The 19866-nt window shown below is 69.9% G+C and carries 16 protein-coding genes; 8 read left to right on the top strand and 8 right to left on the bottom strand.

Annotated elements, in window-relative coordinates; all coding sequences use genetic code 11:
• Window positions 1-4: 4 nt before the first annotated feature.
• Window positions 5-2389: a phosphoketolase family protein gene (locus ACZ3H8_RS28300; RefSeq protein ID WP_467406611.1), complete on the bottom strand. Its 2385-nt coding sequence runs from the start codon at window positions 2387-2389 to the stop codon at window positions 5-7.
• A 37-nt stretch (window positions 2390-2426) separates the two neighbouring features.
• Here ACZ3H8_RS28300 and ppk2 point away from each other — a divergent pair, with 37 nt between their 5' ends.
• Window positions 2427-3242, top strand: coding sequence for a polyphosphate kinase 2 (gene ppk2, locus ACZ3H8_RS28295; protein WP_467406608.1), 816 nt, complete (start codon window positions 2427-2429; stop codon window positions 3240-3242).
• 24 nt (window positions 3243-3266) lie between these two features.
• Here the strand turns inward: ppk2 and ACZ3H8_RS28290 are convergent, their stop codons facing one another.
• Both ACZ3H8_RS28290 and ACZ3H8_RS28285 read right to left on the bottom strand, forming a co-directional pair.
• The gene (locus ACZ3H8_RS28290) at window positions 3267-4142 is read right to left on the bottom strand and encodes a universal stress protein (protein ID WP_467406606.1); all 876 of its coding nucleotides are present in this window, start codon (window positions 4140-4142) and stop codon (window positions 3267-3269) included.
• Between the two features lie 190 nt (window positions 4143-4332).
• Window positions 4333-5046, bottom strand: coding sequence for a TetR/AcrR family transcriptional regulator (locus ACZ3H8_RS28285; protein WP_467406604.1), 714 nt, complete (start codon window positions 5044-5046; stop codon window positions 4333-4335).
• 215 nt (window positions 5047-5261) lie between these two features.
• Between ACZ3H8_RS28285 and ACZ3H8_RS28280 the strand changes: the two genes are divergently transcribed.
• A complete protein-coding gene (locus ACZ3H8_RS28280; protein WP_467406755.1) occupies window positions 5262-6023 on the top strand; it encodes a DeoR/GlpR family DNA-binding transcription regulator in 762 nt (253 codons plus the stop codon).
• Window positions 6024-6140: 117 nt separating this feature from the next.
• Here the strand turns inward: ACZ3H8_RS28280 and ACZ3H8_RS28275 are convergent, their stop codons facing one another.
• The 3 genes from ACZ3H8_RS28275 to ACZ3H8_RS28265 are packed head-to-tail and all read right to left on the bottom strand — an operon-like array spanning window position 6141 to window position 9759.
• Window positions 6141-8450 (bottom strand): FtsX-like permease family protein, encoded by a 2310-nt coding sequence (locus ACZ3H8_RS28275; protein ID WP_467406601.1) that lies wholly within the window; start codon window positions 8448-8450, stop codon window positions 6141-6143.
• 2 nt (window positions 8451-8452) lie between these two features.
• Window positions 8453-9256, bottom strand: coding sequence for an ABC transporter ATP-binding protein (locus ACZ3H8_RS28270; protein WP_467406600.1), 804 nt, complete (start codon window positions 9254-9256; stop codon window positions 8453-8455).
• Window positions 9253-9759, bottom strand: coding sequence for a PadR family transcriptional regulator (locus ACZ3H8_RS28265; protein ID WP_307665365.1), 507 nt, complete (start codon window positions 9757-9759; stop codon window positions 9253-9255). The genes ACZ3H8_RS28270 and ACZ3H8_RS28265 overlap by 4 nt, the downstream gene beginning before the upstream one ends.
• Window positions 9760-9925: 166 nt before the next feature.
• On the opposite strand from ACZ3H8_RS28265, the gene ACZ3H8_RS28260 reads away from it, so the two are divergent.
• The 6 genes from ACZ3H8_RS28260 (at window position 9926) to ACZ3H8_RS28235 (ending at window position 18369) form a co-directional block, all read left to right on the top strand.
• Complete coding sequence (locus ACZ3H8_RS28260) at window positions 9926-11197, top strand: ABC transporter substrate-binding protein (RefSeq protein ID WP_467406597.1); 1272 nt, start codon at window positions 9926-9928, stop codon at window positions 11195-11197.
• Between the two features lie 201 nt (window positions 11198-11398).
• Window positions 11399-13072 carry a glycoside hydrolase family 13 protein gene (locus ACZ3H8_RS28255; protein WP_467406595.1) on the top strand — a complete coding sequence of 558 codons (1674 nt, stop codon included), beginning with the start codon at window positions 11399-11401 and terminating at the stop codon, window positions 13070-13072.
• Between the two features lie 38 nt (window positions 13073-13110).
• Window positions 13111-14442, top strand: coding sequence for an ABC transporter substrate-binding protein (locus tag ACZ3H8_RS28250; protein WP_467406593.1), 1332 nt, complete (start codon window positions 13111-13113; stop codon window positions 14440-14442).
• An 11-nt stretch (window positions 14443-14453) separates the two neighbouring features.
• Window positions 14454-15794, top strand: a complete 1341-nt coding sequence (locus ACZ3H8_RS28245) for a carbohydrate ABC transporter permease (protein ID WP_467406591.1) — start codon at window positions 14454-14456, stop codon at window positions 15792-15794.
• A complete protein-coding gene (locus tag ACZ3H8_RS28240; RefSeq protein WP_467406589.1) occupies window positions 15791-16729 on the top strand; it encodes a carbohydrate ABC transporter permease in 939 nt (312 codons plus the stop codon). The genes ACZ3H8_RS28245 and ACZ3H8_RS28240 overlap by 4 nt, the downstream gene beginning before the upstream one ends.
• A gap of 323 nt (window positions 16730-17052) precedes the next feature.
• Window positions 17053-18369, top strand: coding sequence for a phytase (locus ACZ3H8_RS28235; protein ID WP_467406587.1), 1317 nt, complete (start codon window positions 17053-17055; stop codon window positions 18367-18369).
• Between the two features lie 91 nt (window positions 18370-18460).
• On the opposite strand, the gene trxB is transcribed toward ACZ3H8_RS28235, so the two are convergent.
• Window positions 18461-19417: a thioredoxin-disulfide reductase gene (trxB, locus tag ACZ3H8_RS28230; protein ID WP_467406585.1), complete on the bottom strand. Its 957-nt coding sequence runs from the start codon at window positions 19415-19417 to the stop codon at window positions 18461-18463.
• Window positions 19414-19833 carry an arsenate reductase ArsC gene (locus tag ACZ3H8_RS28225; RefSeq protein ID WP_307665358.1) on the bottom strand — a complete coding sequence of 140 codons (420 nt, stop codon included), beginning with the start codon at window positions 19831-19833 and terminating at the stop codon, window positions 19414-19416. Before ACZ3H8_RS28225 ends, trxB begins: the two co-directional genes overlap by 4 nt.
• Window positions 19834-19866 lie beyond the last annotated feature (33 nt).

The following is a 19866-nucleotide window of genomic DNA, read 5'->3' as shown; positions in this document are numbered from 1 at the left end:
GGTTTCAGCCGGTCCAGGTCCAGTCGGCGATCTCGGGCAGATCGGTGCCGTGTACGCGGATCCAGGCGTGGTGGCGGGTGCGGGCGTCGGCCATGTGCTGGCGTACGGCGGCGGCGCGCACGCCGAGGCCGGGGACGCGGTCGATGACGTCCATGACCAGCCGGAAGCGGTCCAGGTCGTTGCGTACGACCATGTCGAACGGCGTCGTGGTGGTGCCCATTTCCTTGTAGCCGCGGACATGGACGTTGACGTGGCCCGCGCGGCGGTAGGCGAGCCGGTGGATGAGCCAGGGGTAGCCGTGGTACGCGAAGATCACCGGCTTGTCGCGGGTGAACAGTCCGTCGTACTCGAAGTCGGCCATCCCGTGCGGGTGTTCCTCACGCGGCATCAGCCGGGTCATGTCGACGACGTTGACGACCCGCACGGCGAGGTGGGGCAGGTGCCGGCGCAGCAGCTGCGCGGCGGCCAGCACCTCCTGGGTGGGGACGTCGCCCGCGCAGGCGAGCACGACGTCCGGCTCGCGCTCGCCGTGCGCCGTTCCGGCCCACTCCCAGACGCCGGCGCCGCGGGCGCAGTGGACGCGGGCCTGGTCCATCGACAGCCAGTCGAAGCAGGGCTGTTTGCCGGCGACAATCACATTGACGTAGTCGCGGCTGCGCAGGGCGTGGTCGGCCACGGACAGCAGGGTGTTGGCGTCCGGCGGCAGGTAGACGCGTACGACCTCGGGGCTCTTGTTGAGTACGTGATCGACGAAGCCGGGATCCTGGTGCGAGAAGCCGTTGTGGTCCTGCCGCCAGACATGAGAGGTCAGCAGGTAGTTGAGGGAGGCGACGGGGGCCCGCCAGGTCAGTGCCCGGGACGTCTTCAGCCACTTGATGTGCTGGTTGACCATCGAGTCGACGATGTGGACGAAGGCCTCGTAGCAGGAGAACAGTCCGTGCCGGCCGGTGAGGAGATAGCCCTCCAGCCAGCCCTGGCAGAGGTGTTCGGAGAGGACCTCCATGACCCGGCCGTGCCGGGAGAGGTGTTCGTCGGTCGCGGTGGTCTGTGCCTGCCAGGCCTTGCCGGTGGCGCCGAAGACGGCGCCCAGCCGGTTGGAGTCTGTCTCGTCGGGCCCGACGAGCCGGAAGTCCCGGCGCCCGGACGTGGCCTCCATGAGCTGTTCAAGGAGACTGCCGAGGACCCGGGTGGGCTCGTGCAGGGTCGATCCCGGCTTGTCGACGGGCACGGCGAAGCGGTCAAGATCGGGCATCGGCAGGTCGCGTAGGAGAAGGCCGCCGTTGGCGTGCCGGGTGGCGCCGAGCCGCCGGGCGCCCTCGGGGACGCAGGCGAGGACATCGGCGGTGGGCCGGCCCAGCGTGTCGAAGAGCTCCTCCGGCCGGTAGGAGCGCAGCCATGCCTCCAACTGCCGCAGGTGCTCCGGGTTTTCCCGTACGCCGGACAGCGGGACCTGGTGCGAGCGCCAGGTGCCTTCGACCGGCACCCCGTCGACCTCGGCCGGTCCGGTCCAGCCCTTGGGCGTACGCAGGACGATGACGGGCCAGTGCGGCCGCTCCGTGACGCCGTCCTCACGCGCGGTGCGCTGCAGGATGGCGATGTGCTCCAGGGCGCGGTCGAGGGCGGCGGCCATGGCACGGTGGACCTGGAGGGGGTCGTCGCCGGTGACGTGGATCGGATCGTGTCCGTATCCCCGCAGCAGGTCGTCGAGTTCGGGCTCGGGGATGCGGGACAGGACCGTCGGGTTGGCGATCTTGTAGCCGTTGAGGTGGAGGATGGGCAGCACCGTCCCGTCGTGGACGGGGTCGAGGAACTTGTTGGAGTGCCAGGAGGCGGCGAGCGGGCCTGTCTCAGCCTCGCCGTCGCCGATCACGCAGGCGACGAGCAGATCCGGGTTGTCGAGTGCGGCGCCGTACGCGTGCGCCAGTGCGTAGCCGAGTTCACCGCCCTCGTGGATCGAGCCGGGGGTCTCCGGGGCGACATGGCTGGGCACCCCGCCGGGAAAGGAGAACTGCCGGAACAGCGTCTCCATGCCGGCGGCGTCCCGGCTGACGTTCGGGTAGATCTCGCTGTAGCTGCCCTCGAGCCAGGAGTTGGCCAGGACCGACGGGCCGCCGTGTCCGGGGCCCCAGATACACAGGGCGTCGAGCCCGCGGGCCTTGATGACGCGGTTGAGATGGGTGTGGACGAGGTTGAGCCCCGGGGACGTGCCCCAGTGGCCGAGCAGCCGCGGTTTGATGTGCACGGGTTCCAGGGGTTCCCTCAGCAGCGGGTTGGCCATCAGATAGATCTGCCCGGCGGCCAGATAGTTCGCGGCACGCCAGTGGGCGTCCAGGGTGCGCAGCTCCTCCTCGGTCAGTACGGTGCTGTCCTGGTGCTTGACCTTCGGCATGAGTGACTCCGTTACGTCATCGAGCGTGGGAGGCGGTATGGCCGGCAAGAAGGCGCGGCCCGAAGCGCTGCCGCGTGCGCTGTACGAGCGGGAGCTCCTGCGGCTGCAGACGGAGCTGGTGAAGGTCCAGGAATGGGTGCGCGCGGAAGGCGCGCGACTCGTGGTGGTGTTCGAGGGGCGGGACGCGGCGGGCAAGGGCGGCACCATCAAGCGGGTCGCGGAGCATCTCAACCCCCGGGTCGCACGGATCGTGGCTCTGCCCACGCCCACCGAGCGCGAGCGCACGCAGTGGTACTTCCAGCGTTACATCGCGCACCTGCCCGCTGCAGGCGAAATCGCACTGTTTGACCGAAGTTGGTACAATCGGGCGGGCGTCGAGCACGTGATGGGCTTCTGCACGAAGGAGGAGCACCAGCGGTTCCTCCACCAGTGCCCTATCTTCGAGCGGATGCTCGTCGAGGACGGGGTCCTGCTGCGCAAGTACTGGTTCTCGGTGAGCGACGCCGTACAGGAGCAGCGGTTCAGGCGTCGCCTCGATGACCCCACGCGTCGGTGGAAGCTCTCGTCGATGGACCTGGAGTCCATCACCCGCTGGGAGGCGTACTCCCGGGCCAAGGACGAGATGCTGGTGCACACGGACATCGCGGAGGCGCCGTGGTTCGTCGTGGAGAGCGACAACAAGCGCAGAGCACGCATCAATACGATCGCCCATCTGCTCGCGTCCCTCCCCTACCACGAAGTGCCCCCGCGGGCGCTCGAGCTGCCGCCCCGGCCACCGTCCACGGGCTATGTGCGCCCGCCGCGTGACCTGCAGACGTACGTCCCCGACCACGCGGCCGGTCTGACCGGCTGAGCCGGCCTTGGCGCTCACGGGCAGTCACGCCCGCTGCGGTACGACGGCCACGGGGCAGACGGAGTGGTGCAACATCGCGTGGGCGACCCGGCCGAGCTGGAGCCCGAAGTGCCCGTGCCGCCGCTGGGCGCCGACGATCAGCAGATCGGCCGCTGACGAGGCGCTCATGAGCACCTTGCGGGCGGGGCCTTCGGCCGTCTCCCGGTGCAGCTCGACGGCAGGGTGGTCCGCCGCGGCTTCGCGCAGCGCCTCTTCGAGGGTCTCCGCGGCCTGGCTCTCGTGGTAGTGGGCCGCGTCTGACGCGAGCAGAGGCTGATCGGCCGTCTCGTGCGCGGGACAGCGCCAGGCCCGGACGGCGTGCAGGGCAGCCCGGCGTGCCTGCGCCTCCTGGAACGCGAAGCGAACGGCGGCCAAGCCCTGTGGGGGTTTGTCGACGCCAAGGACGATCCGCCGGTGCGTAATGCTCTGGGTGGCGTGGCTGCCGCGGATGACGAACACCGGGCAGTCGGCGCGGGCGGCGACCGCCAGGCTGACCGAGCCGAGCAGCATCTCGGCGAGTCCGCTTCGGCCGCGCGAGCCGGTGACCAGGGCGGAGGCGTTGCGGCCCTCACTCAGCAGGGCGGTCACCGTGTCATCGGGCAGGATGTCCGTCAGGATCTTCAGGTCCGGGTCGCGGCGGCGAGCGCGCTCCGCGGCGGAGCCGACGATGTTCTCGGCCATCACCCGCTCCGAGGGGCGGTCCGGTCCCTCGTCGACTGCGGCCCCTTCGTAGCGCTCCCACAACGACGCGTTCACCAGCCGCAGGGGCACCCCGTGCAGGGCTGCCTCGTCGGCCGCCCAGTCCACGGCCCGCAGGCTGGACTCGGATCCGTCCACGCCCACGACGAGGGGCAGCTCCATTGTCCCCACCTTCTTCCTTCCCCCCTCAGAATTCGGACTTTTCTGAGAACTCGAAGGCGATGCGGGCGTCGGGCGAGACGCTGTCAACGGTAGTCGAAACCTGGTGTCGAGCCGAGGTCGGAACTGGCCAGGCAACGGAAGCGGCTGCCGCGGGCCGGACACCCCAACCGGACCCGCGACCGCTCGCTCCTCACCTCAGCCCGAAGGCGTCCGCGAGCATGTCGAGTTGGGCATTCAGCAGGGTCCGGGCCTGGTGTCCCATGCCGGCGTACTGACCGGACACCTCCAGGCTGGTGGTTCCGTGCAGATGCGACCAGGCCAGCACCGTCCCGGCGAGCGCGGTCCCGGCGCGTGAGTCGTCCGCGGCCAGGCCCGTGTATGCGTGCAGCCAGTCGGCGACCGCCGGGTCCTTGCGTACCCACCCCTCCATCTCGGCGACCACCGGCCGCACCACCTCGGCGGCCTCGCCTTGGGCGAAGACCTTCACGAACGGCCCCATGGCCGCCCTCGCCCGCTGCGCGGTGTCCGGCGGAGCCGCGTAACCGGGCACCGGACTGCCCTGGATCAGCAGGTAGCGGTGCGGCTGCGCCACCGCCCAGTCGAAATAGGCGCCACCGAGCGCGCGCAGAGCGAGCCTCGGGCCGGCCTGTGCATCAGCGCCGACCCGGCCGACCTCCGCGGCGACATCGTCGTAGGCATCACGGATCAGGTCGTTGAGCAAGTCGTCGCGGCTGGCGAAATACCTGTACAGGGCCGGGCCGGACAGCCCCACCTCCTTGGCGATGCGGGTGAGCGCCACCCCCTGCGCGCCGCCCTCGGCCAGCTGACGCAGCGCGATCTCCTTGATCTCGGCGCGGGTCTGCTCGCGGTAGCGGGCCCGCGGGCTCCGTGTCTCAGCGGCCATGGCGTCCTCCAGCACATCGAATCGTCGTCACAGACCGTACCCCATATTTCGATTGCAATAATAAATCCTGAGAGTTATGGCGTATAACATACGAGAGGCAATGACACTTATGCCCAATGCAGACATACTGGTCAAGGCCGATGGATCTTGTGGAGAATCCTGGCAGGCTCACAGGGAAGGCCAGGGCCCTTCCGCACACCGAAGAGGAGAAGACCCTGGACGGCGACGAACGTCGGCGTGCCATTCTCACGGTCGCGCGACACAACGGATCGGTGGACGTCGCTGCCCTCGCGGTGGAGTTGGCGGTGTCCCTGGAAACCGTGCGCCGCGATCTGCGGATGCTGGAAGAGAGCGGCCTTGTCCGGCGTAAGCACGGAGGGGCCTATCCCGTCGAGAGCGCCGGATTCGAGACGACACTCGCCGCCCGCACCACCCGGTACGTACCACAGAAGGCCCGAATCGCCGCGGCAGCCGTCGAGTTGCTCGGGGAGGCGGAGACCGTCTTCATCGACGAGGGTTACACCCCACAGCTGATCGCCGAGGCACTGCCCCAGGACCGGCGGCTGACCGTCGTCACCGCATCGATCACCACCGCGGGCGTGCTGGCCGGGCGGGACAACACGCAGATACTCCTGCTGGGCGGTCGGGTGCGGCGCAACACGATGGCCACTGTGGATCACTGGGTGACAGACATGCTGGCCGGCCTGGTCATCGATCTGGCGTATGTCGGGGCCAACGGCATCTCCTGCGAGTACGGGCTGACCACCCCCGATCCGGCAGTCGGCCATGTCAAGGCACAGGCAATGAAGTCGGCCAGGCGCCGGATTTTCTCGGGGATCCACACCAAATTCGGCGCGGTGAGTTTCTGCCGGTTCGCCGAGGTGGCGGAGTTCGAGGCCATCATCACCGATACCTCGCTCACCGCTGCGGAGGCCCAGCGCTATGCGCTGCTGGGCCCCCAGGTCCACCGGGTGTGAGCAGTCCACTCAGCGAGCGGTGCCCACCGGGCAGGGTGGCAGATCCTGCGGCAGCGTCCGCAAGGCGTCCACGCCGGGGGCACGCAGAGTGCCGAGCCGCCGGGCTCGCCCTTTACATCACAGGGTCTCGGTCAACGAATCCGCCAGTCGGCGGCGCGCGGTCCGGGTCGCCGGTACCGCCGCGGCTGCGACAGCACCCAACACCGCGCCGGCCACGACCGAAGCCAGCAACAGCGCGGGCGGGACATGGGCAATACCGGCGCCCATACCGCTGGAGCGGCCCTGTGTGTCCACCAGCCAGCTGCCGGACAGCACCCCCAGCCCTGTGCCGATCCCGGCGGCCAGCAGTGCCGTGAAGCCGGCGGCCGCCACGATCGCCGAGCTGATCTGACGAGGTGTCAGCCCGATCGCCTTGAGCGCGAGCAGATCACGGCCGCGGTCGCGGACGCCGGTGCCGATGACGGTCAGCAGCTCGGTGAGCCCGATCAGGGCCAGCACTCCGATTAGGGCCGCGATCACGCCCCGCGCCGGTTCCAGCCGGTCCGCCGGGTTGGGTGTCTCCCGGATCTCCAGGGCGCCTCCGGCCGCCTCGGCGAGAGCGCTGCTCACCGCACGGGGTTCCGCGCCAGGACGCAGGACGAGATGGTAGAAGTCCGGCCGCAGTGCCGGGTCGCGTTCTTCAAGCGTGTCGATCGTCGTCGAGATGACCCGGCCGCCGGCTTCCGGTTCGATGCTGCGTCCGACGATGTGCAGGATCTGCGGCCGTCCCTCAACCGTCATCCGGACCCAGTCTCCGACCCGTACGTCCAGCAGATCGAGCAGGCCTTGTCCGGCGACCGCCTCGTCAGGGCCGTCGGCGGGGCGCCCCTCGACAACGGTGAAGGGGTAGGGGGCGCGGGCGGTGCCGAGCCCTCGCAGTGTGATGGTGCCGGTCTGCCCCGGCACCAGCGCCGCGACCTCCACGCCGGGATGGACAGCGGCGACGTCCGGGGGCGCGGTCAGCGCGCGTTGGAGATCCTGGCCGGTGAGGCTGCCGGGCTGCTCGGCCCGTACGGTCAGCGCTGCGGGTACTCCCATGTCCGCGGGGCGGCTGCGGAACGCGTCCAGAGTGGACCAGGCGACGAGCGCAACCGTGATCATGAGGAGCGGCAGCGCAAGCCGGGCCACGGTGATCAGGGTGCGCGGCCGCCGGGGGAACGCCGCCCGCCACCCGAGTACCAGCGCGGGCGGCACCCGCATGCCGAGCGCCCGGCGGCCCAGCCCGGTCATCGGTGCGGCTGAGGGAAGTGCCGCCCGGGCGACCGGCACCGGCGGGACCCGGCCGGCTCGCCAGGCGGCGAGTGAGGTGGCGGTCGCGATCAGCAGCACCGCGCCGCTGGGGACGCCGATCATCAGGGCGGTGTGCCCGGGCAGGTCCTGCCATACCCCGGCCGCCTCCCCGATCGGGCCGGGTATCCGGGCACCCAGGAGGGCGATCGCCGCAGTGCCCAGGGTGACCCCGAGCAGCGCGAAGGCGAGGTGCTGGGCGAGGAAGCCGCGTACCACCTGGCCAGGCGTGAACCCGATCGCCTTGAGGATCGAGATGTCCCTCAGCTGTCCGCGGATACGGGCGCTGATCGCCCCCGATGCGGCAAGCGCGGCCGCCAGCAGGGCGCCCAGCCCGAACACCGCGAAAAGCTGCCCGAGCAGCCGCTCGTCGCCCCCGGCCTCGGCGCGCGCCTGCTGCCATTTGGTCACCTGGGCGACACGGTCGGCGCCGAGCAGAGTGACGGCCTGCTGGACGGTGAAGTCGGTGTCGTCCGGATCCTCCAGCCGCAGTCCCACGCTGTGGCTGGTGCTCCGCGGTGCGATGCGGTCGAGCGTGCCGGGCAGCACCCATCCGATACCGGGCTCGCCGCCCGGCCGGTAGCGGGGTTCCGCGGCTTCGGCGACACCGGCCACCCGGAGGGTGCGCGCGGTGCCGTCCGATCCCGCGACGGTCAGGGTGTCGCCCGGCTCCGCCCAGAGCACCCGCGCGAGGGAGCTCTCCAGTACGACGCCCTCTGCCTGCGTATCGAGCCAGTTCCCCTCGGTGACCAGTGGCCGGGCGATCTCCGGCGGCCGGGTGTCCGCCGCGCGCAGGGCCACGCTCGCCCTCACCCCACGGGATTCAAGGGTGGCTTGACCGGTGCGGTACGGCCCCGAGACACCGGCGACACCGTCCAGTTCGGACAGCGCGCCCATGTTCGCGGCGACCCGGGTGTGGAGCCAGACATGGGCGCCCTGGGACTGGGTGAAGATCCGCTGCCACGGGTTGGCGGCATAGCTGAACAGGGCCACGGCCAGCAGCAGCGAAGCGATGATGCCGGCACTGGCCAGGACGACGAACACCGATTGTCCGCGGTGTGCCCGGAGATCGGCGTGCGCCCAGCGCAGAGTGGCCCGCACGGTCACTCCTTCAGTTCGAGTACGCCGGAGACGCCGCGGCCGGTGGTGTGGTGCCCGGCGCCGAGTGCCGCGTCGTCGGCTATTCGCCCGTCGAAGAAGCTGATGACACGGTCGGCCGCGCTGGCCATCCGTGCGTCATGGGTGACCAGCAGGATCGTCTGGCCGCGCTGATGGAATCGGGAGAGCAGCCGGAGCACTTCACGGGTGCCCTTGCTGTCCAGGCTGCCGGCCGGTTCGTCGGCGAGCAGCAGCGCGGGATGGTTCACCAGTGCCCTGGCCAGGGCGACGCGCTGCTGCTCGCCGCCGGAGAGTTCGCCCGGCATGGACCGTTCCCTGCCTTCGAGGCCGAGTTCGGCGAGCAGTTCGGCCCGGCTGTCCCGGGCTGCCTTGGGCGAGGCGCCCGCGAGCAGCGCGGGCAGTTCGACGTTGTCGGCGACGGTCAGGTCGGAGACCAGGTTGAAGAACTGGAAGACTATGCCGATGCTCCGGCGGCGCAGCACCGCCCAGCGGGCCTCGCGATACTCGTCCACCCGGCGGCCGTCGAGCCAGAGACGGCCGCTGTCGGGTCGCTGGAGCCCGCCGATGAGGTGGAGCAGCGTGGACTTGCCGGCGCCGGAGGGGCCGGTGACAGCAACGAATTCCCCGGGCTGAACGGTCAGATCCACTCCGCGTACGGCGTGCACCGGTGCGCCTTCGCCGTGATGGGTCTTGGTCAGACCCTCGGCGCGCACGATCGGCACATTGTCCCCCTGACCAGGCGCGGCAGCGGATGCGCCCAGCGCGGCAGGAGCGGTGTCCTCGCTCATTCCAGCTCCTCCTGACAGCGTTCCAGCCAGTCGAGGTCGGCTTGCAGATGCAGCATCGCGCCCTCGATCAGCAGCTGGGAGACCCTGTTGTCCCGGTCCTCGGCCGCTGCCAGCTTCGACAGGTCACGCATCGTGTTCAGGTACTGCCGCCGCTGTTTGTTGATCAGCGTGATCGGGTCGGCAAGACCGGATTGGGGCGCGAGGGCGACCTTCATGAAGAACTCGTCCCTGACCCGCGGCTCGTCCGTGGTCTCCTCGAACCAGGCGAGTACGGCCTCCCGCCCGGCGTCGGTGAGCCGATACGTACGCTTGTTGGGCCTGCCAGACTGCTCGACGTCCTCGCCTGCGATCAGACCGGCCTTTTCCAGCCGCCCAAGAGTGACGTATATCTGGCCGACATTCGGCTGAGGGTACGCGGCACCCAGGAGCTTCTCAAGGTCCTGCTTGAGCTCGTAACCGTGCGCCGGACCACGGGTGAGAAGTGCCAGGAGCGGCAGCCGCACGCGCTCCCTCCCTCCCGCTCCGTAGTTTCCTGTTGGCTCGGATACGGGGTGTGGTTCGCGCCACCCGCCTTCTCCGCCTGGACGTCTAGTATCGCCCATGCCTAACAGGTATACATAGGCCACATGGGACGGCGGCGCGGCCGGATCGGTGCACTGGGAGGAACCTATGCGGTGGATGCATGCCGCGGGTAGGGGGCTCCTCGTTGTCGCCGTAATCCTCGCGGGTTACGCGGGCTTCGGCGCCCAGTCGGAAACCGCGGCTCCCAGGGGCCGCGGGCCCATGACGCTGGTGACGGCGGGCGATCTCACCGAGTATCTCGGTCCGCTGCTGGACGACTGGAACCGCAGCCACGCGAAGGAACAGGTCACGCTCGTCGAGCTGCCGGACTCCGCGGACGAGACCCGCGCCCAGATGATCAGCGAGCTGCGGTCCGGCAGTGAGCGGTTCGACGTACTGAACATCGATGTGGCCTGGACCTCCGAGTTCGCGGCTGCAGGATGGATCTCCCCCCTGCAGCGAGAGCAGTTCCCGCTGAACACCTTCCTGGCGCCCGTGGTGGACACAGCCACCTTCGACGGCCGCCTGTACGCCGTCCCCTATGTCACCAACGCCGGGCTGCTGTACTACCGCAAGGACATTCTCGAGCGGGCGGGCGAACGGCCGCCGCGCACTTGGGCGGAGCTGGCCCGGCAGGCCCGGGATCTGGCCCCCAGGTACGGCATGGACGGCTATGCCGGCCAGTTCCTGCCCTACGAGGGACTGACGGTCAACGCCACCGAGGCGGTTCATTCGGCGGGCGGCTCGATCCTGCGGGACGACGGCGCCCGGGTCACGGTGGACTCGGCCGCGGCCCGGGCCGGACTGGAGTTCCTGGCCGGCGGAGTACGAGACGGCTGGATCTCCCCCAAGGCCCGCGGCTACAAGGAGGAGGAGTCCCGGCAGGCCTTCCAGGACGGCCGGCTGCTCTTTCTGCGGAACTGGCCCTACGTGTACTCGGTGGCCAACGCGCCGGGTTCGAAGGTGGCCGGCGCATTCGGCGCGGTGCCGCTGCCCGGACCGTCCGGACCGGGCACGAGTGTGCTCGGCGGCTCCAATCTCGCGGTCAGCAGCCACTCCCGGCACCCGGAGTCGGCCGCCGATCTGATCGCCTATCTCACCAGCGAGCGCGTCCAGCGGCAGGTGCTCACCGAGGGCTCGCTGCCACCAGTACGCGCCGCGCTGTACGAGGATCCCGCTCTGATCCGGGCCTACCCGTATCTGCCGACGCTGCGACAGAGCGTGCTGGCGGCCGAGCCGCGCCCCAAGAGCCCTCGGTACGACCAGGTGAGCCTCGCCGTGCAGGCCGTCGTCCAGGACGTCATGGCGCTGCGGCAGACGCCGCAGCAGGCCGTCGCACGGCTGTCCCGCGAGCTGGGATCGATCTCCCGCAAGGGCTGAATCTGCCCGCCGTCCCTCTCGGCTCATTATTTACTTGTTAAGTAGCAGCTCACTCTGGCATACCCCCAAATATCCGGGCATACCTGGGCCGTTTCTCGCAGCATCGTTGACACGCTGCCGTCACCCCTACTTAACATGCATGCATAACAGCGCACCCGCTCTGGGGCGCTCTCGCATCCTTCAGGAACGGGTCAACGCGAGATGCTCACAGCTCTTCCGGCCGTCCTCGGCCACTCCCCCCGCACGGCCACCTCCTGGTGGCGCGACGCGGTGATCTACCAGGTGTACGTACGCAGCTTCCTCGACAGCACGGGGGACGGCATAGGCGACCTGGCCGGCGTACGGGCCGGGCTGCCGTATCTCAGGAAGCTCGGTGTCGACGGCATCTGGCTCAGCCCGTTCTATCCGTCGCCGCAGCACGACCACGGTTACGACGTCGCCGACTACTGCGACGTCGACCCGGTCTACGGCGACCTGGCCGAGTTCGACCTGCTGATGGCCGACGCCCGCCGGCTCGGACTCAAGCTGCTGCTCGACATCGTCCCCAACCACTGCTCCAGCGAGCACCCGTGGTTCCGCGAAGCGCTCGCCGCCGACCCCGGCAGCGCCGCCCGCGCCCGCTTCCACTTCGCCGACGGCCGGGGCCCGGACGGCGCGGAGCCCCCCAACAACTGGCGCGCGATGTTCGGCGGGCCCGCCTGGAGCCGGATCACGGAATCCGACGGCACGCCGGGACAGTGGTATCTGCACCTGTTCACCCCGGAGCAGCCCGACCTGAACTGGCGCAACCCCGAGATCGGCGACTCCTTCGAGCGCGTACTGCGCTTCTGGCTGGACCGGGGCGTCGACGGCTTCCGCATCGATGTCGCCGCCGGCCTCTTCAAGCACCCCGAACTGCCCGACTCGGACGACCCCGCCGCCGACGAGCGGTCCAGGGACTCGGTGAACCCGCTGGCCTGGAACCAGCCCGAGGTCCACCAGGTGTGGCGCCGCTGGCGGTCCGTGTGCGAAGAGTACGCGGACCGCGACGGCAACGAGCGGCTGCTCGTCGGCGAGGTCTCCGTACCGACGGCGCGCGAACACGCCGAGTACGTACGGCCCGACGAGCTGCACCAGGCGTTCTTCTTCGACCTGCTCAGCGCCCCGTGGGACGCCGAAGCCTTCCGGACAACCATCACGGAGGCGATACGCGACATCGCCGGGACCGGCTCCACCGTCACCTGGGTGCTCAACAACCACGACCAGGTACGCACGGTCACCCGCTACGCGGGCGAGCCCGGCGTGGAGGCCAGCGGGCTCGGTGCGGCACGTGCCCGCGCCGCCGCCCTGCTGATGCTGGCGCTGCCCGGCGCCGCGTACGTCTACCAGGGCGAGGAGCTCGGCCTCCCGGAAGTCCTCGACCTGCCGGACGAGGTGCTCACCGACCCGATCTTCCACCGCACCGGCAGCCGCGCGCGCATCCGGGACGGCTGCCGGGTGCCGCTGCCCTGGTCGGGCCACGCATCACCGTTCGGCTTCAGCCAGGGTGCGGCCGGCGCGCGGCCCTGGCTGCCACAGCCCGAGTGGTTCGCCGAGCACGCCACCGACCGGGCGCTGGCCGACACCCGCTCCTTCTGGCACCTCTACCGCGAAGGACTTCAACTGCGGCGCAGCCTGCCGCAGTTGGGCGAGGGCAGCCTGCGCTGGCTGGAGGCGCCCCCGCAGGTCCTGGCCATGACCCGCGGCGACGGGCTGATCTGCGCGATCAACTTCGGAACCGAGCCCGTGCCCGCGCCGGTCGCGGGCACTCCACTCCTCTCCAGCGGTCCCTGCCCGGACGGTGTGCTCCCCGGAGCGACCGCCGCGTGGTGGACGGGCGACTGCCCCACCCCCTGAACCACCCACCATTCCCACCCCTCGGAAGGACTGTCACCATGCGACGACCCACGACGACCCGGCGGACCACGGCGGCCGCATCGGCGGTACTCACCCTCGCCCTCGGCGCGACGGCCTGCGGCGGCTCGCCGGGCCCGGCGAGCGGCGGCAAGGAACTCAACGGCCAGACCGTGACCGTGGCCGGAGTCTGGACCGGCAGCGAGCAGAAGAACTTCCGGAAGGTGCTGGACGCCTTCACCAAGGAGACCGGCGCCAAGACGGTCTTCGTGCCGACCGGTGACAACGTCTCCACCTTCGTCGGCAGCAAGATCGAGGGCGGCAACGCCCCGGACGTGGCGATGGTGCCTCAGGTCGGCGTACTCCAGCAGTTCGCCAAGGAGGGCTGGCTCGAACCGCTGTCGCAGAAGACCGCGACGACCGCCGGCGCGAACCTCGCCACGGTGTGGAAGAACTACGGCACCGTCGACAAGACCTACTACGGCCTCTACTTCAAGGCGGCCCACAAGTCGACCGTCTGGTACAGCCCGAGCGCGTTCGAGCAGGCCGGAGTGGCGGAGCCCAAGAGCTACACGGACATGCTCAAGGCGGGCCGCACGCTCGCCGACTCCGGACTGCCCGCCTTCGCCGTCGCCGGTGAGGACGGCTGGACCCTCACCGACTGGTTCGAGAACATCTACCTCTCCCAGGCGGGACCGGAGAAGTACGACCAGCTGGCAGCCCACACCCTGCCCTGGACCGACGCCAGCGTGGTCAAGGCGCTCACCACCCTGGGCGAGGTGTTCAAGGACAAGCAGCTCGTGGCGGGCGGCTCGGCCGGCGCGCTCCGCACCGACTTCCCGGGCTCGATCGAGCAGGTCTTCGGCCCCGAGCCGAAGGCCGGCATGGTCTACGAGGGCGACTTCGTGGGCGGTATGGCCAAGGACGACTTCGGCAAGAAGCTGGGCGAGGACGCCAAGTTCTTCCCGTTCCCCGGCGTCGACAGCGGCAAGGCACCGGTGGTGAGCGGCGGTGACGCGGCCGTGGTGCTCAAGGACGGCAAGAACAAGAAGGCGGCGCAGCGGCTGCTGGAGTTCCTGGCCACCCCCGAAGCGGCTTCGGTGTGGGCCGGCGCGGGAGGCTTCCTCTCCCCCAACAAGGACGTGGACCTCGCCTCGTATGCCGATGACACCACCCGCTCCACGGCCAAGTCACTGGTAGAGGCCGGAGACTCGGTGCGCTTCGACATGTCCGACCAGGCCCCGGCCGCGTTCGGCGGAACCAAGGGCGCGGGCGAGTGGAAGCTCCTCCAGGACTTCCTGCGCGACCCCTCGGACCCGAAGGCCACCGCGGCCAAGCTCGAGGCCGCGGCCGCCAAGGCGTACAAGAGCTGAGGCCGCGCACCATGGCTGCACTCACCACATCCGCCCCCGCCGCGAATCCGCGGCGGCGGGCGCACCGCAGGAGGCGGAACATCGCGGTGGTGTTCGTCCTGCCCGCCCTGCTGCTGCTCGGCGCGCTGGTCGTCTACCCCGTGCTGTTCTCCGCCGGACGAAGCCTCTTCGACGCGAGCGGCGACCGCTTCGTCGGCGGCGAGAACTACGCCGAGATATTCAGTGATCCCGCGACGCTCAAGGCGATCCGCAACAGCACCATCTGGGTTGTCGTGGCGCCGGTTCTGCTGACCGGTCTCGGCCTGGTGCTCGCGGTGCTCACCGAGAAGGTGCGCTGGGCGACCGCCTTCAAGCTGGTGCTCTTCCTGCCCATGGCGGTGTCGTTCCTGGCCGCCGGCATCATCTTCCGGCTCGCGTACGAGGAGGACCCGAACCGGGGTGTACTCAACGCCGTGGCCGTGGGCGTCCACGACGCTTTCGACGACCGTTCCGCGTACCCCACCGCCAGGGCCCGTCAGGGCCAGGGACTGACCGGGGATCCGGGCGGCTCGTACCGTACGACCGACGCGGTCAGCCCCGGAAAGTCCGTCAGCCTGGGCTTTGTCGGAGTGGCACCGGACAAGATGCCGTCCGGCGCCCGGCCCGCACAGGCCGCGTCCTCTGCCGCGCCCGCCGCGGACGAGGTAAAGGGCGTGGTCTACCTGGACTTCACTCCCGGCGGAGGCGGCAGGCCGGGCAAGGTCGACCCGGCCGAGAAGGGTCTGCCGGGGATGTCGGTCGAGGCGGTACGGGACGGAAAGGTGGCCGCGAAGGCCACCACCGCCGCGGACGGCTCGTTCAACTTCCCCGGCCTGGACGCCGGTTCGTACACCGTCCGGCTCCCGGCGGAGAACTTCGCAGCCCCCTACCAGGGCATTTCCTGGCTCGGCCCCGCTCTGGTCACCCCGGCGATCATCGGTGCCTATCTGTGGATCTGGACCGGCTTCTCGATGGTGCTGATCGGGGCAGGACTGGCTGCCATCCCCCGGGACGCTCTGGAGGCGGCCCGGATGGACGGCGCCAATGAGTGGCAGATCTTCCGGAAGATCACGGTGCCGCTGCTCGCTCCCGTGCTGACGGTGGTCTTCGTGACCCTGGTGATCAATGTGATGAAGGTCTTCGACCTCGTCTGGATCATCGCGCCCGGGCCGGTCCAGGAAGAGGCCAATGTGCTTGCGACCCGGATGTGGCTGGTGTCCTTCGGCGGCGGCAACAACCAGGGACTCGGCAGCGCCCTCAGCGTGCTGCTCCTGCTCCTGGTCGTACCCGCCATGATCTTCAACGTCCGGCGCTTCCGAAGGAGCGGAGCATGAGCGGTCGCACCACCATCGAGCGCAATCCGTCCCAGCCGGTCGCCAAGACCTCCGTCCACGTCCCCCTCCCGCCGCACCGGCCGCGCCCGCGGCCCTTGGGCGTGCTGACCAAGTGGCTCAGCAACGGTCTGGTCCAGGCCGTCCTGCTCGTCGTCGCACTCGTGTGGATCACCCCGCTGGCCGGGCTGTTCCTGTCCTCGATGCGCTCCGAACAGGACAACGCGGCCGAGGGCTGGTGGACGGCGCTGACCGATCCGGGGCAGCTGTCCCTGGACAACTACACCGCCCTGTTCCAGGACTCCGGCATCACGCAGGCATTCTGGAACACCGTCCTGATCTCTGTGCCCACCACGGCGCTGGTCGTCGGCATCGCGGCGCTGGCCGGATACGCCTTCGCCTGGCTGGAGTTCCCCGGCCGCAATGCGATCTTCCTGGTGGTCGTGGGTCTGCTCGTGGTGCCCGTCCAGATCGGGCTGCTGCCCGTGGCCAAACTGTTCGGCGCCGTCGGGCTGTTCGGCACGATCCCGGGCGTGATCCTCTTCCATGTCGCCTATGGGCTGCCCTTCGCGATTTTCCTGCTCCGCAACTACTTCGCCGAGATCCCGCGCGAAATGCTGGAGGCCGCCCGGATGGACGGCGGCGGGGAGTGGCGGATCTTCTCCCGGCTGATCCTGCCACTGGGCCGGCCGGCCCTGGCCAGCCTGGCCATCTTCCAGTTCCTCTGGGTCTGGAACGACATGCTGGTCGCGCTGCTCTTCGCCGACAGCGAGTCCCAGCCGCTCACCGTCGCCCTCCAGTCCGAGATGCGGCAGTTCGGCAGCAACATCGGAGTACTGGCACCGGGTGCCTTCCTCTCCCTGGTGGTGCCGCTGATCGTCTTCTTCGCCTTCCAACGGCACTTCGTCCAGGGGGTGATGGCGGGCTCCGTCAAATAGCCGGCGCATCGTCGCGGCCGAGACCACAGCCGCGATCCGCACCATCGCCGACCACAAGCACGTGATCGCCCGGACCGTTGTGCGGTCCGGGCCTTCATCGTGGCGGGTGTGAGCTGCTGCGGGCGCGAGATTCAGCTCCCTCGCCCAGAATGGGGGTGTGGCCCCCCGAACCGGCAGTCGCCCAGATTCCGCGGCGCATCGCCGCCCGGGCGAATTCACGATCCGAACACGGCCCCATCACCTGGATGACGGCTTGGCGCCGCCCTTTGGCCGGATGCTCCCTGACGGACCATCGGCATGTCCCCGACATTAAGGAAGCGCCAGTGAGACTGCACCGCTCCCCACGACCGGCGGCAGCCGCCGCTCTCGGCGCCGCGTTTGTCGCCCTCCTCGCCCCGGCCCCCGCGCAGGCCGGGCCCTCCGCTCTGCCCACGGTGACCCCCACCGCGGAGACCCCCGCCCTCTACGACGACGAGGCGGGCGGCAACGCCAACGCCGACGACCCCGCGATCTGGCGTAACGCCGCCGATCCGGCCCGCAGTCTGGTCGTCGCCACGGCGAAGGAGGGCGGCCTGCGGGTCTACGACCTCGATGCCAGGCAGGTGCAGTCGATTGCCGCGCCCGCGCCGCCCGGTGAGGGGGACGCGCCGGGCCGGTTCAACAACGTCGACCTCGTCTCCGGACTGCGGACGCCGGCCGGCCGCGCAGACGTCGCGGTGGTGAGCGACCGCGGCAATGACCGGCTGCGCATCTACCGCATCGACCCGTCGCGGCCGGGACGCCCGCTGGCCGACGTCACGGACCCGGCGGCCGCGCCGGTGTTCTCCGCGAGCCAGTCCGAGATCAACGAGCAGCGCACCGCCTACGGCCTGGCGACCTGGACGGACAAGAGCACCGGGCGAACGTACGCCCTCGTCAGCCGGCGCAATAGCACGGCAGTCGCGCTCCTGGAACTGAAGGCGACGGCGGCAGGCACAGTCGGCTACCGCAAGATCCGCACGCTCGAACTGCCGTCGTCCTTCCGCCTTCCCAATGGCGCGAGTTGGAGCCCGTGCGCCGAGCCCGGCGAACTGCCGCAGGTCGAGGGCATGGTCGTGGACCCGGCCAACGGGATGCTCTACGCCGGGCAGGAGGACATCGGCATCTGGCGGATGCGTGCCGACCTCAGCGGCAAGCCCGTACTGGTCGACAAGGTCAGGGAGTACGGCGTCCCCGGCGTCTACGACGAACAGACCGAGGAGTGCACCCTGGGCGCCGATCCCGGGTACGGCGGCAAGCGGCTGGCGGCCGATGTCGAGGGCCTGACGCTGTTTCAGGAGCGTGACGGCGACGGCTATCTGATGGCCTCCAGCCAGGGCGATGACACGTTCGCGCTGTACGACCGGGAGATCTCCGAGCACAACGAGTACGAGGGCGGCTTCCGGATCGGCGCCGCCTCGGCAACGCTCGACGGCAGCGAGGAGTGCGACGGCGCGGCTGTGCTCAACCAGCCGCTGGGCGCCCGCTATCCGCGCGGCCTTCTGGTTGTCCAGGACGGTCATGAGACGCCCGCGGTGCCGAACGGCGAGGGCGGCCAGAGGGAGGCGACGGGCTTCAAGTTCGTCGATCTCGGCGCGGTGGTCGACGCCGCCGACATGTGACGCACCGGACCGGAGGTGATGGCCCGCGGCAGCACGGGAGATGCCGACTGCTGCGGGCCGGCACCTCTGCAGGGCGGCCATGGGCGCCGCTCTACTTGTCGTTGTCCGCGAGGGCGGCGAGGTAGCGCTCGGCGTCCAGAGCCGCGGCACAGCCCGAGCCTGCGGCGGTGATCGCCTGACGGTAGGTGTGGTCCACGACGTCACCCGCGCCGAAGACGCCAGGGATGTTCGTACGGGTGGAGGGCGCGGCGACTTTGAGGTAGCCGTCCCCTTCCAACTCCAGCTGGCCCTTGACCAGTTCGGTGCGCGGGTCGTGGCCGATGGCCACGAACAGGCCGGTGGCCGCGAGTTCGGACGTCTCGCCGGTCACGGTGCTGCGCAGGGTGAGGCCGGCCAGTCTGCCGTCCTCCTCGTGGATCTCGGCGACTTCGCTGTCCCAGACGAACGAGATCTTCGGGTCGGCGAAGGCACGCTCCTGCATGGCCTTGGAGGCACGCAGCGTGTCGCGGCGGTGGACGACGGTGACGGAGCTGGCGAACCGGGAGAGGAAGGTCGCCTCCTCCATCGCTGTGTCGCCGCCGCCGACGACCACGATGTCGTGCTCGCGGAAGAAGAATCCGTCGCAGGTCGCGCAGTACGAGACACCGCGGCCCGAGAGCGCGTCCTCGCCCTCCAGGTTCAGCTTGCGGTGCTGCGAGCCGGTCGCGACGATCACCGCCTTGGCGCGGTGGACTGTGCCTGCCGTGTCCGTGGCGGTCTTGATCTCGCCGGTGAGGTCGAGGGTGACGATGTCGTCGGGGATCAGTTCGGCGCCGAACCGCTCGGCCTGGGCGCGCATGTTGTCCATGAGGTCCGGGCCCATGATGCCGTCGCGGAAGCCGGGGAAGTTCTCCACCTCGGTCGTCTGGGCCAGCGCACCGCCCGCGGTCACCGAACCCTCGAACACCAGCGGCCCCAGGGAGGCGCGCGCGGCATACAGGGCGGCGGTGTAGCCGGCCGGGCCGGAGCCGACGACGATGACGTTGCGGATCTCGTTCTCGGTGGTCACTTCGCGGTCTCCGGCGCTGCCTCGGCGATCAGGCCCTCGACCAGGGTCCTGATCTCGTCCCGGATGGGCCGCACGGCCTCGACGCCCTGGCCCGCCGGGTCTTCCAGAGCCCAGTCGAGGTACTTCTTGCCGGGGAAGATCGGGCAGGCGTCCCCGCAGCCCATGGTGATGACGTAGTCCGACGCCTGAACCGCCTCGGTCGTCAGCACCTTCGGCCGCTGGCCGGAGATGTCGATGCCGACCTCCTTCATCGCCTCGACCGCGGCCGGGTTGACCTGGTCGGCGGGCAGCGAACCGGCGGAGCGGACCTCGATCCGGTCGCCCGCGAGGTGGGTGAGGAATCCGGCGGCCATCTGCGAGCGCCCGGCGTTGTGGACGCAGACGAAGAGCACGGAGGCGAGCGGGCTGGAGGACATCGGTTCTTCCTTTGCGGAGTATGCGGAGTTGTT

It is taken from the genome of Streptomyces sp. NPDC002868, from assembly GCF_055563295.1.
Note: the sequence above shows the minus strand (reverse complement) of the source record. Positions and strands in the feature narration are given on the sequence as shown.